Here is a 14,713-nt window from a genome sequence, read left to right as displayed (position 1 = left end):
GAATACCACACCTTCGCACTACAAAAAGGGGAGAAAGCAATGAGCGTAGACCTAGAAAGCCTCGCTACTATCGGCGGCGGGCGCGTTATCGGTGACGAGACCGTCACTGTTTCCTCCTGCAGTCTCGACTCCAAGGCGATTGCTGCGGGCGGCCTCTTTGCAGCGTTGCCCGGAACCCGCGTGCATGGCGCCCAGTTCGCCGGCGGCACCGAAGCAGCGGCGATCCTCACCGACGAAGCCGGCCTGCAGCACTTGCAGGAAGCAGGGGAGCGCCGCCCGATCATCGTGGTCGAAGACATCCGCGCCGTGCTGGGGCTCATCGCCGCAGAAATCTATGAGCACCCGACGAAGTCGCTGACCGTCATTGCGGTCACCGGCACCTCCGGCAAGACGACCACCAGCTACCTGCTTGAGGCGGGCTTGCTCCACGCTGGCTACAAGGTCGGTCTCATCGGCACCACCGGCACTCGTATCAACCGCACGCCGGTTCCCACCAAGTTGACTACCCCGGAAGCACCGACGCTGCAGGAGCTGTTCGCACGCATGCTCGCGGAGGGGGTTACCCACGTGGTCATGGAGGTTTCCTCCCACGCTCTCGAGCTGGGCCGCGTGCGGGGCACACACTTCAAGGTCGGCGGTTTCAGCAACCTCAGCCAAGATCACCTTGACTTCCACCCGACGATGGAGGATTACTTCGGGGCCAAGGCCGCGCTTTTCGACGGCCCGCAATCCGCCGCCTCCGCCGTTATCTGCGTCGACGATGAGTGGGGCAAGCGCATGCTGGAGCGCGCCGCCGGTAAGCCGCGCACCGTGGTTGCCACCACCGCAGCAGAGCAGGCACAGCAACTGGCCGACGCCGTCGATGCAACTCTGGTCACCGCGACCCAGACCGGCACCGAGGTCACTGGCGAGCAGCATGTGGATATGAACTTCGCAGGCCAGCAGCATTCCTTCGAGCTGCCGATGCCAGGAAGATTTAATATTGCCAACGCCGCCCTGGCCACGGGCATGGCGGCCGCCGTTGGCGTTGACGTCGAGCAGTTCCTGGCCGGCATCGAGCGCGTGGCCGTTCCAGGCCGCATGGAGCGTATCGACCGCGGCCAGGAATTCGTCGCCGTGGTTGACTATGCCCATAAGCCGGCCGCAGTCGCCGCCGTTCTCGATACCCTGCGTGGCCAGCTCGAGGGAACCGATGGGCGCCTCGCGGTGGTCGTCGGCGCCGGAGGCGACCGCGACTCCTCCAAGCGCCCACTGATGGGTGCTGCCGCCGCAGAGCGCGCAGACCTTGTTGTGGTCACCGACGATAATCCGCGCAGCGAGGATCCAGCCACCATCCGCGCGGCCGTCATTGAGGGCGCGCGCGAGGCATCCTCGACCACCGATATCCGCGAGGTCGGCTCCCGTGCCGCCGCCATCGACGAAGCAGTCCGCTGGGCCGCACCTGGCGACGCCGTCATCGTCGTAGGCAAGGGCCACGAGGTCGGCCAAATCATCGGCGATGAGACTGTTCACTTCGACGACCGCGAAGAGCTCGCACGCGCTCTCGACGAAAAGCTAGCCGGCAACGCGCCACAGGAAAATGCGCGGTACGGTGACACTGTGGAAAAGGAACAAGCATGATTGCATTGACCCTTCAAGAAATCGCTGACATCACTGGCGGTCGCCTCGATTGCGTGGAAGATCCTTCCGTGCAGGTGACTGGATTCGTCGAATTCGATTCCCGCAAAGTCACCCCGGGCGGGCTTTTTCTCGCACTGCCGGGTGCTCGTGTAGACGGCCACGATTTTGCAGAAAAAGCAGTCGCATCAGGGGCAGTTGCTGTGCTGGCGGCACGTCCTGTTGGCGTGTCGGCTATTGTCGTTGAGCCGAAGGGCAAGGTCGAAGGCGACGGCGCCAACGCTGACATTTATGCCAACGATGAAGACGGCTCAGCCGCCGCAGTCATCGAGGCTTTGTCCGCACTGGCACGCGCGGTCACGCAGCGCCTAGCTACCGATTCCGCCCTCAACATCGTGGGCGTGACAGGCTCGGCCGGCAAGACCTCCACCAAGGATCTCATCGCCACTATCTTCCGCGCAGCGGGGGAGACCGTCGCGCCTCCGGGCTCTTTTAACAACGAGGTCGGCCTGCCCTATACCGCTCTGCGTTGCGACGAGCACACCGAATACTTGGTGGCTGAGATGTCCGCCCGCGGTATCGGCCACATTCGCCACCTCACTAACATCACCGCACCCAAGGTCGGTGTGGTCTTGAACGTCGGCTCCGCCCATTTGGGTGAGTTCGGCTCCCGCGAGAACATTGCCCAAGCCAAAGGCGAACTCGTCGAGGCCCTACCGAGCGCGAAAGACGGCGGCGTCGCAGTGCTCAACGCGGACGATCCTTTCGTCGCCGGCATGGCGCCGCGCACGGATGCGAAGGTGGTCTACTACTCGGCCGTGGATAAGCAAGGCTCTAATGTGCAGTACTACGCTACGCAGGTCCAGCTTGACGATGTCGCTCGTGCCTCGTTCATGATGCATACCCCAGACGCGCATCCGCTGCCGGTGAAACTGCAGGTTTTCGGCGCGCATCAGGTCTCCAACGCCTTGGCTGCCGCTGCAGCTGCCATCGAGCTGGGACTAAGCGCCGAGCTGGTAGCCAACGCTCTGTCTGGCCACCGCATTGCGTCGGAGCACCGCATGGACGTGCGCAACCGTCGCGATGGTGTCACACTCATCGATGACTCCTACAACGCAAACCCAGACTCCATGCGTGCGGCCATCGCCGCGCTGGCTTATACCGCGGCGGCGCGTCCCGACGCCCGTTCCATCGCCGTGCTCGGCGAGATGGGCGAGCTCGGCGAGGACGCACTCGACTCGCACCGCCAGTTGGGCAGTGAGCTGGCGAAGTACCACGTAGACCATCTGGTGGCCGTGGGCACTAGCGTCAACACGCGGGCGATGGCGGAAGCGGCACAAGCAAAGGGTATAAATACTAGTATCTGTGCCGATGTTGATGAGGCCGCAAAAATTGTTGACGGCCTTCTGCGTACCGCGCCAGTAGGCGTGGACGATTGGCCAAATAGGGACGCCAAAGATGTCGTCCTCGTCAAAGCTTCGAATGCCCAACGCCTGTGGCTCGTTGCAGAAAAGCTCAACCAGAGCTAGCTCACGAATATTAGAAGGAACCCAAGCAAGTGACACAGATCATCATCGCTGGTGTGGTCAGCTTTCTCGTAGCGATTTTCATCACCCCGCTGCTCATCCGTTATTTCTCGGATGTTGGCAAGGGTCAGGAGATCCGTGAGGACGGCCCGAAGTCGCACCTGCGCAAGCGCGGCACCCCGACCATGGGCGGCCTGGCCATTCTGGCAGGTATCACGGTGGGCTACCTGACGGTGGGAATCTACGGGCAGGTGACCGGCCACGGTGGCTTTACCTTCTCCGGAATCTTGGTGTTGGGCTTGACTCTGGGCCTCGGCGGCTTGGGTTTTGCCGATGACTTCATCAAGCTTTTCAAGCAGCGCAACTTGGGCCTAAACAAGACCGCCAAGTTGGTGGGGCAGCTCGCCCTCGCATTGGCTTTTGGCCTGCTCTGCCTGCAGCGCCCGGATGACACTGGCCTGACACCTGGTACCACGAAGCTGTCCTTCGTTCGAGATATTGAGACTTTCGACTTCGCGGTTGGCCCGACCATCGTGGGAACCATCGTGTTCTTGATCTTCATGTACATCTTGATCGCGGCGTGGTCGAACGCCGTGAACCTTACCGATGGTCTGGATGGTCTCGCAGCCGGCACCACCGCGATTGTCATGGGTGCGTATACCATCATGACCTTCTGGCAGTTCCGCAACTCTTGTGCCACCGAGTTCACAGCCGGCTGCTACCAGGTCCGCGACCCGCTGGATCTCGCGGTTCTCACCGCCGCTGGCCTAGGCGGCTGTCTGGGCTTCCTGTGGTGGAACGCGGCACCGGCGAAGATCTTCATGGGCGATACCGGCTCCCTCGCACTCGGTGGCCTCGTCGCAGGCATTTCCGTGACCAGCCGCACCGAGCTGCTGATGATCATCATCGGTGCGCTCTTTGTCATCGAGACCGTCTCCGTTGTTATCCAGATCGTGGTCTTCCGCACCAGCGGTAAGCGTTTCTTCCGTATGGCTCCAATCCACCACCACTTCGAAAACGGTGGCTGGGCAGAGACCGCAGTGGTCGTGCGCTTCTGGTTGATTGCCGCCATGGCGGCTATGGCCGGCGTTGCTATCTTCTACGGCGACTGGCTCGCTGATTCCGGTATCGGGCTGGTGGGCTAGTCATGTCGTCCGCTGCCTTCGATTTTGCTGCCTCCAATTCCGAGGTCTCGCCCGCGGCTCTGCCTGATTCCTTGCGCGGGCGCATCTTGGTCGCCGGCGCGGGCGTGTCCGGCCGCGGCTGTGCGAGCGTACTGCTGCGCCTCGGCGCCGACGTCGTGGTGGCTGATGGCAACGCGGATTCCCGCGCACGCCTGGAGGCCGACCTTTCTGTCACCACAATCGACGCCGCCACTGCCAACCCCGCCGATTACTCCCTCGTTGTTACCTCTCCGGGCTGGGCGCCGTCCTCGCCGCTTTTGCTCGCCGCAGCTGCGGCCGGGGTAGAGGTCATCGGGGATGTCGAGCTGGCCTATCGTCTTGATGCCGCCAGCGTCTTCGGCGCACCGCGCACCTGGCTTGCCGTCACGGGCACCAATGGCAAGACCACAACCACCGGCATGCTGGCCGCAATCATGGCCGCCGATGAGCAGCGCTCCGGAAAGCGCTCCCAAGCCGTCGGAAACATCGGCACCTCGCCATTCGACGCCCTAGCCGCCAGCCCACGCGTGGACGTCCTCGTCGCTGAGCTTTCCTCCTTCCAGCTGCATTGGTCCTCCCAGCTGCGCGCGGAGGTCGGAGTACTTCTCAACCTTGCCGACGACCACCTCGATTGGCACGGTTCCTTCGGTGCCTACGCTGAGGCCAAGGCAAAGGTGCTTGCCGGCGCCCACGCGGTCATCGGCCGCGACGACTCCCAGGTCCGCGAATACGCCGATGCCGCCGCAGAACGCGGCGCGCTTTCTCCAGACACCCACGCTTTTACCCACACCATTCCGAATGATGGGGAAGTAGGCGTCATCGACGGTCAGCTCGTTATTAACAACGTGGCAGGCGTTAGCGCCACCGTCATCGACGATGTCACCGCCCTTCAGCCCTCTGGTATGGCGGGCATTCTCGACGCCGCAGCAGCCGCCTGCGCTGCTTTGCTCGCCGGTGCCGAGCCGGCCTCAATCACCGAAGGCCTCGAAAGCTACACCGTCGCCGGTCACCGCGGCGAGCTAGTGCACCGCCATAACGGCATCGCTTTCATCGACAACTCCAAAGCCACCAATCCCCACGCAGCCGAAGCCGCGATGCGCGGGTTGGACAATGTGGTGTGGGTCGCTGGCGGCCAGCTCAAAGGCGCCGACGTCAGCGATCTTCTCGACGCCCACGCGGAAAGGCTAAAAGCAGCGGTTGTAATGGGCGTCGACAAGCAAGTGCTCTACGACGCCCTCCAGCAGCGTGGAGTTGCCACCACCGTCATCGAATCCACCGATCCCCTAAGGGCAATGGAGGAGGCGGTTACCGTCGCCGTGCAACACGCCGAACCCGGCGATACCGTCCTTTTGGCGCCGGCTGGGGCATCGTTGGATATGTACCAAGGCATGGCACAGCGCGGTGACTTCTTCGCCGCAGCCGCCCAGCGCATCGCACGTTAACCACGCAATTCAGGAGACTCCATGACCGCAACTAGGCCGCAACAACCAGCGTCGAAGACGCTCGGCCAACGCGTGGGCGAAATCCGCCAACACTACCGCGCGCAACCGGGGCTGGATTACCAGCTGCTGCGGATTATCATCTTTTCGCTGATTGGCATTGGCGTGCTCATGGCGTTCTCCGCATCCATGGCGATCTCCTTCACAGAAAACTCCAACGTGTGGACAGATGCCATCCGCCAGTGCCTGCTCGTGGCAGGCGGCCTGATTTTGTTCTGGATTGCGCTGCGGGTTTCTCCTTATACGCTGCGTAAGTTCGTGCCGTGGCTGCTGCTTTTGTCCATCATCTTGCTCATCGCAGTGTTGATTCCTGGCGTGGGTACCGGTCGTGAGACGGTGGGTTCGCAGTCCTGGATTCCGCTGGGCCCTGTGGCTTTCCAGCCTTCTGAGTTCGCACGTGTCACCGTAGCGATGTACGGCGCTTCGGCGCTGGCGGGCAAGCCGCACCGTTCGATGCGTCTTTCTGACCCATTCATGATGTACTCGCTCATCGCGTCTGTGATGTTCGTGCTCATCGTGTTGCAGGGCGATATCGGCATGGCGGCGTCGTTTGCCTTGGTGGTTATCTTCACCTTGCTTTTTGCGGGCGTGAATTGGCGCGTCGCTGCCACCATCATTGGCCTCGGCGCGTTGGGCTTAACCGCAGTCTTTCTGGGCGGCGGCTTCCGTACGCACCGTTTCCACACCTACTTTGATGCTTTCCGCGGCAACATCGAGGACACGCAGGGCACCGGTTTCCAGGCTTACCAGGGCTTCCTTTCGCTTGCCGACGGCGGGTTCTGGGGCGTTGGCCTCGGCCAATCCCGTGCGAAGTGGTTCTACCTGCCGGAGGCGAAGAATGACTTCGTCTTCGCCATCATCGGCGAGGAACTCGGGCTGTGGGGCGGCTTGCTGGTTATCGGCTTGTTTGCCGCACTGGGTTACATCGGGCTGCGTACGGCAAAGAATGCGCAGGATTCTTTCCAGGCGCTGCTGGCCGCCACATTGACGGTCGGCGTTGTTATCCAGGCGTTCATTAACATCGGCTATGTGGTGGGTCTTCTTCCTGTGACGGGCATTCAGCTGCCGATGATTTCCGCAGGCGGCTCCGCAGCGCTTATCACCATCGGTTCGATGGGCGTGCTGTGTAACGTCGCGCGCCATGAGCCGCTGCAGATTTCTGCGATGCAGAACTTCGGCCGTCCGCTGTTCGACCGTCTGTTTTTCATCCCCGAGCCGCAGCTTTTCGACGCCGCCCCGAAGCGTAAGGGAGGCCGCCATGCCTCGCAGCCGCAGAAGAATCGGGGCGGGCGTCGGCCAGCGGAGCGCGAGGAGCGCTTTGGCCGAACGGTGACGAGCCGTGGGCCTAGTGATTACCGCCTGCCGCGGCGCGGCGAGAAGCGGTAGGCCTGGGTGGCGCTGGTAGCCTGTAGGTCATGAATTCCACCCCCATTTCTGTCGTCCTTGCAGGTGGCGGCACCGCAGGCCATATCGAACCAGCGCTCGCAGTGGGTGAAGCGCTCCGGCAGCGTCACGGCGCGAAGTTAACCGCGTTGGGCACCGAGAAGGGACTGGAGCGCGATATCGTTCCCGCCCGCGGGGTGGATCTGCGCATGGTGACCCCTGTTCCGGTTCCGCGCAAGGTGAATGTCGATCTGTTTAAGCTTCCTTTGAACGTTGCAAAGTCGGTAATGCAAACCCGCAAGGTTTTAAAAGACGTTGAGGCTGACGTGGTCTTTGGTACGGGCGGATACGTTTCCGCTTCGGCCTACCTTGCTGCAAAGACTCTAGGCATGCCTTTTTATGTGCTAGAAACCAACGCGCTTTCGGGCATTGCAAATAAGCTTGGAGTGCGTTTGGGCGGAATCGGCTTCAACGCGCACCCGAACTCCGGCATGCCTGGCGAGGTCGTGGGTATCCCAGTGCGCCCAGGAATGGGTCAAGACCCTGACGGTTCTGTGGCTGCGGAGGCCCGTAAGCGCTGGGGGCTGCGCGAGGATATGCCCACCATCGTCATTACCGGTGGCTCGCAGGGCGCAGCCAGCATCAATAAGGCAGTGGCGGGCGCGTTGCCGGAGCTGACCAAGAAGTACCAGGTCCTGCATGCCTACGGCAAGAAGAATGAGGCGCCGGCGCCTGCTCCGAATTACACGCCTCTGCCGTACATCGACGATATGGCCGGCGCCCTTGCCGTAGCTGACTTGATGATTTGCCGCTCAGGCGCGATGACGGTCGCTGAGGTAACCGCTGCCGGCGTTCCTGCCATTTACGTGCCACTGCCAATCGGCAATGGTGAGCAGGCACTGAACTCCCGCGAGCTAGTAGAAGCCGGTGCTGCCGTGCAGATCGCCGACGCCGAACTCAACCCCCAGCGCTTGGTCTCCGAGGTCCGCGGCATTATGGAAGATGACGCTCGCTTAAAGGAAATGCGCGCGGCCGCGGCGACGAACTCTGCTGGCGACGTTGCCAACACCATTGCTGACCGAATCGCAACCACCATCGAGCAAGCGCGCGCCTAAAACCCTCGCGCAAGATCTTTGAAGCTGAAGGAATTTAAAGAAGATGACTGACTCTTATGACCTCACTCGCGTCCACATGGTGGGCATCGGCGGCTCTGGCATGTCTGGCCTGGCGCGCATCCTCGCTTCGCGCGGTGGCGTCGTTACCGGTTCCGACGTTAAGGAGTCCACGCCGGTGGAAATCCTGCGCACGATGGGCGTAAAGATTGCGGTAGGCCACGCGGCAGAAAATGTCGAGCTGGCGGGGGAGAAGCCGACTGTCGTGGTCACTTCCTTCGCAGCCATCCCGCAGGATAACCCGGAGTTGGTCGGCGCCCGCGAGGCCGGTATTCCGGTGATTCGCCGCTCTGACCTTCTCGCCGAGCTGATGGAGGGCCACCAGCAGGTGCTCCTCGCCGGTACGCATGGCAAGACTTCCACCACCTCGATGACTGTTTCTGCAATGCAGCAGGCAGGTCTTGATCCTTCCTTTGCCATTGGCGGCCAGCTCAACCGCGCGGGCACCAACGCCCATGGCGGAACTGGCAACGCCTTTGTTGCCGAGGCCGATGAATCCGATGCTTCCTTGCTGCGCTATAGCCCTGAAGTCGCGGTGATTACCAACATCGAGCCGGACCACCTGGATTTCTTCCACAATGCTGAGGCCTATTACCAAGTCTTCGACGACTTCGCCGATCGTATCGTGCCCGGCGGACATCTCGTCGTCTGCTTGGAGGATGAGCATGCAGCGCAGGCCGGTAAACGCGCCCTTGACCGCGGAATCAACGTTCTTGGCTACGGCAGCGCTCAAGCAGCCGCACAGTATCCGGAGATTCCCTTGGCCGCTGAGGTAGTAGAAGAGCAGGTCTCTGTCATTGGCATGCAAGTCCGTGCACGCGTCACGCTGCCCGGCGGAAAGTCGAAAGAGCTCTCCTATGAGCTGCAGATTCCGGGGCATCACATGGTGCTTAACTCTTTGGCCTCGCTTATCGCGGGCGGCTTGGCCGGCGGCGACCTGGACGATCTCGCGGTGGGCCTTAGTGATTTCACCGGTGTGCGCCGTCGCTTTGAGTATCGCGGCACCGAGCACGAGGTGCGCGTCTTCGATGACTATGCCCACCACCCAACCGAGGTCACCGCAGTCCTCGGTGCTGCCCGCCAAAAGGTAGAGGCAGAAGGCAAGGGGGCGCGCGTTATCGCATGCTTCCAGCCGCACCTGTACTCCCGCACGATGGAATTCGACAAGGAGTTCGCTGCAGCACTCGCGCTTGCCGACGCCGCCGTTGTCCTTGACATCTACGGCGCTCGGGAGCAACCGGTGGAGGGCATTACCTCCCGCATCATCACCGACAAAATGCCGGAAGAGATGAAGGTCATTTTCGAACCGGATTTCTCGGAGGCGGCTCAAGATGTTGTGTCCCTGGTGCGCCCTGGCGATGTCGTACTCACCATCGGCGCGGGTTCAGTCACGATGCTGGCCGCGGAGATCCTCGATGAGCTGAAGGCGCTTAATGACTAAGAAGACAATTGCGGTTTCTGTCACGGGGCTCGTGGCGGTCGTTGTGCTGGCGGCAGTTGCCGTGTGGATGTTTCCTGTGTTCAAGGTTTCTTCCTTCGAGGTACAAGGCATAAGCCACGTCGATGCAGCGCAGGTGGAAGAAGCCAGTGGCGTCGCTAAAGGCGAGAACCTAGTGCGGGTGGATGCCCGTGCAGCGGCGTCGGGAGTCGCACGCTTGCCGTGGGTAAAGTCCGCAACCGTATCGCGCGCATTTCCGTCCACCTTGAGCGTGGAGGTTACAGAACACGAGGCGGTGGCTTTCCGTGATAAGAACAAGCTTATCGACGCCGAGGGTGAAGAATTCGCCGAGGACACCCCTCCGGAGGGCGCAGTGGAAATTACCGGCAGCGCCGAGCCCGGCTCGGAGGAGATGAGTGATGCCGTGGAGGTAGTCGCCGCTTTGCCACAGCCGTTGCGTGCACAGGTGAAGTCTCTCGAGGCTAAAAACGCTTATTCGATGATCTTCCACCTGAAGGATGACCGCAGCGTCTTCTGGGGCGCCTCGGAGGATAACGCCAATAAGGCTTTGGCTTTCGAGACGGTTTTGAAGATGGAAGGCGGGCAGTGGAATATTTCAAACCCCGAATTGGTAACCACGAAATAGCCGTCTGAATTTAACGCCCTGCGCAGAGCCCATCTTGGTCATACAGGTGGGGTGCGTGGGGCGTTTGTGATTTGAAAACCCGCACGTCAGCAACCCTAAACTACAACTTGAGGGTACCGACACGCGGCAAAATGTACGTGAAAAACTACGGCACTTCCATAAAGATGGAAATAACCGCGCGTGAGAAAAAGTCGCGTGCAATAAAAATCCTCGTTTACGCACCAACAGTGAAAGGTGAGCACCCCTCACATGATCTCAACTAGCAATAACCTCGCGGAAATCAAGGTCGTCGGTGTCGGCGGCGGCGGCGTTAACGCCGTGAACCGCATGATCGAAGAAGGTCTGAAGGGCGTTCAGTTCGTCGCGATTAACACTGACTCCCAGGCGCTGATTTTCTCGGATGCTGACACCAAGCTCGATATCGGCCGCGAAGCCACCCGCGGTCTCGGCGCGGGCGCTAACCCGGAGGTTGGCAAGACCTCCGCAGAAGACCACAAGACTGAGATTGAGGATGCCCTGGAAGGCTCGGACATGGTCTTCGTCACCGCCGGCGAGGGTGGCGGCACTGGTACCGGCGCCGCTCCGGTCGTTGCTTCCATCGCGAAAAAGATGGGGGCGCTGACCGTCGGCGTTGTTACCCGTCCATTCAAGTTCGAGGGCGCACGCCGTACCCGCCAGGCAATGTCTGGCATCGAGGAGCTGCGCGACGTCTGCGACACGCTCATTGTTATTCCGAACGACCGCCTGATGCAGCTGGGCGGCGAGGAGCTGTCCATCGTCGAGGCATTCCGCGCAGCCGATGAGGTCCTCCACAACGGTGTCCAGGGTATTACGAACCTGATTACCATCCCGGGCATGATTAACGTCGACTTTGCCGACGTCCGCTCCGTCATGGCCGATGCCGGCTCCGCCCTCATGGGCATCGGCTCTGCACGCGGTGACAACCGTGCGCTCAATGCCGCTGAGCAGGCAATCAACTCCCCGCTGCTCGAGTCCACCATGGAAGGCGCAAAGGGTGTTCTGCTCTCCATCGCCGGCGGCTCTGATCTTGGTCTGCATGAGGTTAACGCCGCTGCATCCATGGTCGAGGAGCGCGCTGACGAAGACGCCAACATCATCTTCGGTACCATCATCGATGACAACCTGGGCGACGAAGTCCGCGTCACCATCATCGCCACCGGCTTTGATGCACAGGCCAACATGACCACCGCAGCTCAGCCGACACAGTCCCAGCCACAGCAGCAGCGTCCGGGCTCCCTGTTCGATAACCGCCAGGAAACTTCGGCGCAGCAGTCGGCGCAACAGTCGGCACAACAGCAACCAATGCACCAGCAGCAACCGGTACAGCAGCAGCCGCTGCAGCAGGAGCCAGTGCAGCAGCAGCCGGTACAGCAGCAACCGCGCTACGAGGAACCTGCGCAGCCGCGTTACGAGGAGCAGCCGGCTGAGACCTACCGTCCACGCCATTCCTCCAACGGTCTGTTCACCAGCTCCGATCGCTTTGCTCGTGAAGATCGCCGTGACGACTACCGCCTGTCCCGCCCGGCAGATCGTCGTGACGACCGTCGCCACGATGACGGCGATGATGATCTCGACGTGCCGTCCTTCATGCGCTAAAGCAGCAAAATACTGCGCTAACCTGGAGTGCATGCCAGTAAACGAGGAAGCACCTAAACGCCCCGTTCGCATGGTCTTTACGACTCGTGCGGGCGGGGTTTCGTCATCGCCTTACGACTCTTTCAACCTAGGCGACCACGTCGGCGATGACCCGGCAAACGTCGCCCATAACCGCGCCCGTCTCGCCAGGGTTCTCGGGCTCGATGAGATTGTGTGGATGGAACAGCTCCACACCAACACCGTTACGCGCGTCGACCGTAGCCATGTTGGCACCCCGGTGGCGGCGACCGATGCAATCGTCACTACCGAAAAGCGCTTAGGACTCGGGGTTTTGGTTGCTGATTGCACCCCCGTATTGCTCAGCGACATCTCCGCCGGCGTTATCGCCGCTGCCCATGCTGGTCGGCTCGGTGCCCGCAACGGGATCATTCGCAACACGGTTACTACGATGTGCGAGCTGGGCGCGAGCCCCTCCAATATTCAAGTTCTTCTCGGCCCCGCCGCATCGGGACTGAACTATGAGGTGCCTGAGGCTATGGCAAACGACGTCGAGAAGCATTTGCCCGGGGCGAAGACCCGCACAAAGAAGGGCACCTGGGGCGTCGACGTGCGCAAGGGCCTTGTCCGTCAGCTGATGGGGATGGGAATTACCAACATTGAAGCGGACCCTCGCTGCACCATCGAAGACAGCGACTTCTTTTCTTACCGCCGCGAAGGCACTACCGGACGCCAAGCCGGTGTTATTTGGTTGGAGGCATAAATGACACGCAAGCAGCAATTACAGGAAAACCTCGAGCGCACCCGCGCTGATATCGCAGAAATCGCCAAGAATGCCGGCCGTCCTGCGCCCGAACTGCTGCCGGTGACCAAGTTCCACCCGGCTGCCGACGTCGCGCTACTCGCCGAGCTTGGTATCACTGACGTCGCCGAGAACCGCGAACAAGAAGCCCGTGCCAAGGCGGCGGAGTTGCCGCAGATGTGTTTCCATATGATTGGCCAGATTCAGACGAAGAAGGCCAATCACGTCGCGCGGTGGGCACAAAGCGTGCATTCGTTGGATACGGAAAAGCTTGCGCGTGCGTTGGACCGGGGCGTCGGCAATGCTCTGCAAGCGGGCGAGCGCGAAGGAAAACTGCCGGTGTTCATCCAGCTCTCCCACGACGGAGATACTGCGCGCGGGGGAGTAGCCTATGCGGATGTCGATGAGCTTGTGGGCCTCGTGGAGGATCTCGACAACCTCGAACTGCGCGGTTTCATGGTCGTTCCGCCCCTAGATGCGGACCCCGTCGAAGTTTTTGCCCGAGTTCGCAAGCTCTGTGACGAGGTGAGCGGCCGCCTTGGACGGAAGCTTTTGATGTCGGCGGGAATGAGCGCAGATATGGCTGTGGCGATTGCCGCGGGAAGCGATATCGTGCGTGTCGGAACCGGCATCATGGGACCCCGCCCATTAGGTTAAGTGGCAACGCAAAAGCGCATTTCACGGGTGCAATTCACTGCTTTCACATGAGTAACATTCGCACCAAATAACATGCTCAACAATTAGGGTCAGAGGGAGACCAGAAATGTCATTGATTGATAGGACGAAAGAGTTCTTCGGACTGGGTCCGGTGGACATCGAAGCGGACGACGCATACTACGCAGACGAGCGCAGCTATGAGTCCAACGGCTCTGCTGCTTACGCGCCGCGCTCTTTCGAGCCGGCAGCGCAGGAGGAGTTCGTTCCGACTATCGTCGCGCTTTCCCTCGTTTCCTTCAACGATGCCGCCAAGGTCGGCGCACCGTTCCGTGATGGCGACGCCGTTGTCTTTGAGCTGACCGATGCGGACAAGGCGTCGGCAAAGCGTTTCATTGACTTTGCTGCTGGCCTGTGCTTCGGTCTCGAGGGTCGCATGCTCAACCTGACCAAGGGTATGGACACCGACCGTCGCGTTTTCGCCATCGTGCCGAAGGATGCAGGCATCTCCACTCTGGAGCTTGAGCGCGCAGCGCACCTGCGTTAAGCAGAAGCTTTTAAAGTAGCGCCGTCTTATCTTTCCTCTAAGTGTTGGTGGGGGAAGGGTAGGGCGGCGTTCGCCATTAGCGAGCCGAGTGCCGAACACGGGGGTAATTCATATAGGCTCGAGCGGGTGAGCATTATCGGATATAGTTTGTTGCTGCTTCTACGCATCTTCTCGTGGATTTTGGCCCTGCGAATCATCATCGAGATGATTCAGTCTTTCTCGCGCCAATTTAACCCACCGCGGTGGTTCATGGTGGTGGCAGAGCCGCTGTTTGTAGTTACTGACCCGCCAGTAAAGGAACTCCGCCGCGTGGTCCCGCCGCTGCGTCTGGGCGGTGTGGCACTGGACATGTCCATCCTTGTTTTGTTCCTGATTTTGATGCTCTTGCAACTGATTGTTGTTGGAGTGTTCTTGTAGTGCGGGTGTATTAAAACCTCCCGTTAACGTTGAGACTGCGTGCAACGTTAGATAATGTGGGCTTTTGGATATAGTCTTTACTGATATTCCGTAAAATTAAACGCACAAGTTCTTTGTTAGCGCGTCCTGTGTAGACACCTGAGTTCAGAATTTAGGTACTCTCGGGATACGTTTACATCTCCCAAAAACTCCGGACCCACCGGAGTTGCACCGACTCGAAGGGGAAGAGAAGTCA

The 14,713-nt window shown here is 60.7% G+C and carries 13 protein-coding genes; all 13 read left to right on the top strand.

From position 1 onward, the window contains the following. Nucleotides 1-39 precede the first annotated feature (39 nt). Nucleotides 40-1,620 (top strand): UDP-N-acetylmuramoyl-L-alanyl-D-glutamate--2,6-diaminopimelate ligase, encoded by a 1,581-nt coding sequence (locus tag HMPREF3169_RS06810; RefSeq protein ID WP_061923499.1) that lies wholly within the window; start codon nucleotides 40-42, stop codon nucleotides 1,618-1,620. Continuing rightward, nucleotides 1,617-3,146: a UDP-N-acetylmuramoyl-tripeptide--D-alanyl-D-alanine ligase gene (murF, locus tag HMPREF3169_RS06805; protein ID WP_061923497.1), complete on the top strand. Its 1,530-nt coding sequence runs from the start codon at nucleotides 1,617-1,619 to the stop codon at nucleotides 3,144-3,146. Before HMPREF3169_RS06810 ends, murF begins: the two co-directional genes overlap by 4 nt. 29 nt (nucleotides 3,147-3,175) lie before the next feature. Continuing rightward, nucleotides 3,176-4,288, top strand: a complete 1,113-nt coding sequence (mraY, locus tag HMPREF3169_RS06800; protein ID WP_061923494.1) for a phospho-N-acetylmuramoyl-pentapeptide-transferase — start codon at nucleotides 3,176-3,178, stop codon at nucleotides 4,286-4,288. A gap of 2 nt (nucleotides 4,289-4,290) precedes the next feature. Continuing rightward, nucleotides 4,291-5,748, top strand: a complete 1,458-nt coding sequence (gene murD, locus HMPREF3169_RS06795; RefSeq protein ID WP_061923491.1) for a UDP-N-acetylmuramoyl-L-alanine--D-glutamate ligase — start codon at nucleotides 4,291-4,293, stop codon at nucleotides 5,746-5,748. 21 nt (nucleotides 5,749-5,769) lie between these two features. Beyond that, nucleotides 5,770-7,191 carry an FtsW/RodA/SpoVE family cell cycle protein gene (locus HMPREF3169_RS06790; protein ID WP_061923488.1) on the top strand — a complete coding sequence of 474 codons (1,422 nt, stop codon included), beginning with the start codon at nucleotides 5,770-5,772 and terminating at the stop codon, nucleotides 7,189-7,191. A gap of 29 nt (nucleotides 7,192-7,220) precedes the next feature. Further along, nucleotides 7,221-8,303 (top strand): undecaprenyldiphospho-muramoylpentapeptide beta-N-acetylglucosaminyltransferase, encoded by a 1,083-nt coding sequence (gene murG / locus HMPREF3169_RS06785; RefSeq protein WP_061923485.1) that lies wholly within the window; start codon nucleotides 7,221-7,223, stop codon nucleotides 8,301-8,303. A 43-nt stretch (nucleotides 8,304-8,346) separates the two neighbouring features. Next, nucleotides 8,347-9,801 carry a UDP-N-acetylmuramate--L-alanine ligase gene (gene murC, locus HMPREF3169_RS06780; protein ID WP_061923482.1) on the top strand — a complete coding sequence of 485 codons (1,455 nt, stop codon included), beginning with the start codon at nucleotides 8,347-8,349 and terminating at the stop codon, nucleotides 9,799-9,801. Then, entirely contained in the window at nucleotides 9,794-10,444 is a 651-nt protein-coding gene (locus HMPREF3169_RS06775) for a cell division protein FtsQ/DivIB (RefSeq protein ID WP_061923477.1), read from the top strand. Before murC ends, HMPREF3169_RS06775 begins: the two co-directional genes overlap by 8 nt. A gap of 249 nt (nucleotides 10,445-10,693) precedes the next feature. Next, nucleotides 10,694-12,061 carry a cell division protein FtsZ gene (gene ftsZ / locus HMPREF3169_RS06770; RefSeq protein WP_070456006.1) on the top strand — a complete coding sequence of 456 codons (1,368 nt, stop codon included), beginning with the start codon at nucleotides 10,694-10,696 and terminating at the stop codon, nucleotides 12,059-12,061. A gap of 31 nt (nucleotides 12,062-12,092) precedes the next feature. Continuing rightward, nucleotides 12,093-12,821 (top strand): peptidoglycan editing factor PgeF, encoded by a 729-nt coding sequence (pgeF, locus tag HMPREF3169_RS06765; protein ID WP_061923470.1) that lies wholly within the window; start codon nucleotides 12,093-12,095, stop codon nucleotides 12,819-12,821. Further along, nucleotides 12,822-13,517, top strand: a complete 696-nt coding sequence (locus HMPREF3169_RS06760) for a YggS family pyridoxal phosphate-dependent enzyme (protein WP_061923468.1) — start codon at nucleotides 12,822-12,824, stop codon at nucleotides 13,515-13,517. Between the two features lie 106 nt (nucleotides 13,518-13,623). Then, on the top strand, nucleotides 13,624-14,061 hold the full coding sequence (locus HMPREF3169_RS06755; protein ID WP_061923465.1) for a cell division protein SepF: 438 nt from the start codon (nucleotides 13,624-13,626) through the stop codon (nucleotides 14,059-14,061). Between the two features lie 126 nt (nucleotides 14,062-14,187). Beyond that, on the top strand, nucleotides 14,188-14,478 hold the full coding sequence (locus tag HMPREF3169_RS06750) for a YggT family protein (protein ID WP_061923462.1): 291 nt from the start codon (nucleotides 14,188-14,190) through the stop codon (nucleotides 14,476-14,478). The last annotated feature ends 235 nt before the right edge of the window (nucleotides 14,479-14,713 follow it).

The organism is Corynebacterium sp. HMSC08C04 (genome assembly GCF_001807495.1).
GTDB classification, from domain to species: Bacteria; Actinomycetota; Actinomycetes; order Mycobacteriales; family Mycobacteriaceae; genus Corynebacterium; species Corynebacterium simulans.
The sequence above is the reverse complement of the archived record's forward strand: the minus strand, read 5'-3'. Positions and strand labels throughout refer to the sequence as shown.

What these genes read in the sequence shown, in the direction of transcription:
- murD (WP_061923491.1), top strand. Translation starts at nt 4,291, where the DNA reads ATGTCGTCCGCTGCCTTCGATTTTGCTGCCTCCAATTCCGAGGTCTCG.
- HMPREF3169_RS06790 (WP_061923488.1), top strand. Translation starts at nt 5,770, where the DNA reads ATGACCGCAACTAGGCCGCAACAACCAGCGTCGAAGACGCTCGGCCAA.
- HMPREF3169_RS06775 (WP_061923477.1), top strand. Translation starts at nt 9,794, where the DNA reads ATGACTAAGAAGACAATTGCGGTTTCTGTCACGGGGCTCGTGGCGGTC.
- murC (WP_061923482.1), top strand. Translation starts at nt 8,347, where the DNA reads ATGACTGACTCTTATGACCTCACTCGCGTCCACATGGTGGGCATCGGC.
- HMPREF3169_RS06810 (WP_061923499.1), top strand. Translation starts at nt 40, where the DNA reads ATGAGCGTAGACCTAGAAAGCCTCGCTACTATCGGCGGCGGGCGCGTT.
- murF (WP_061923497.1), top strand. Translation starts at nt 1,617, where the DNA reads ATGATTGCATTGACCCTTCAAGAAATCGCTGACATCACTGGCGGTCGC.
- HMPREF3169_RS06760 (WP_061923468.1), top strand. Translation starts at nt 12,822, where the DNA reads ATGACACGCAAGCAGCAATTACAGGAAAACCTCGAGCGCACCCGCGCT.
- HMPREF3169_RS06755 (WP_061923465.1), top strand. Translation starts at nt 13,624, where the DNA reads ATGTCATTGATTGATAGGACGAAAGAGTTCTTCGGACTGGGTCCGGTG.
- murG (WP_061923485.1), top strand. Translation starts at nt 7,221, where the DNA reads ATGAATTCCACCCCCATTTCTGTCGTCCTTGCAGGTGGCGGCACCGCA.
- ftsZ (WP_070456006.1), top strand. Translation starts at nt 10,694, where the DNA reads ATGATCTCAACTAGCAATAACCTCGCGGAAATCAAGGTCGTCGGTGTC.
- pgeF (WP_061923470.1), top strand. Translation starts at nt 12,093, where the DNA reads ATGCCAGTAAACGAGGAAGCACCTAAACGCCCCGTTCGCATGGTCTTT.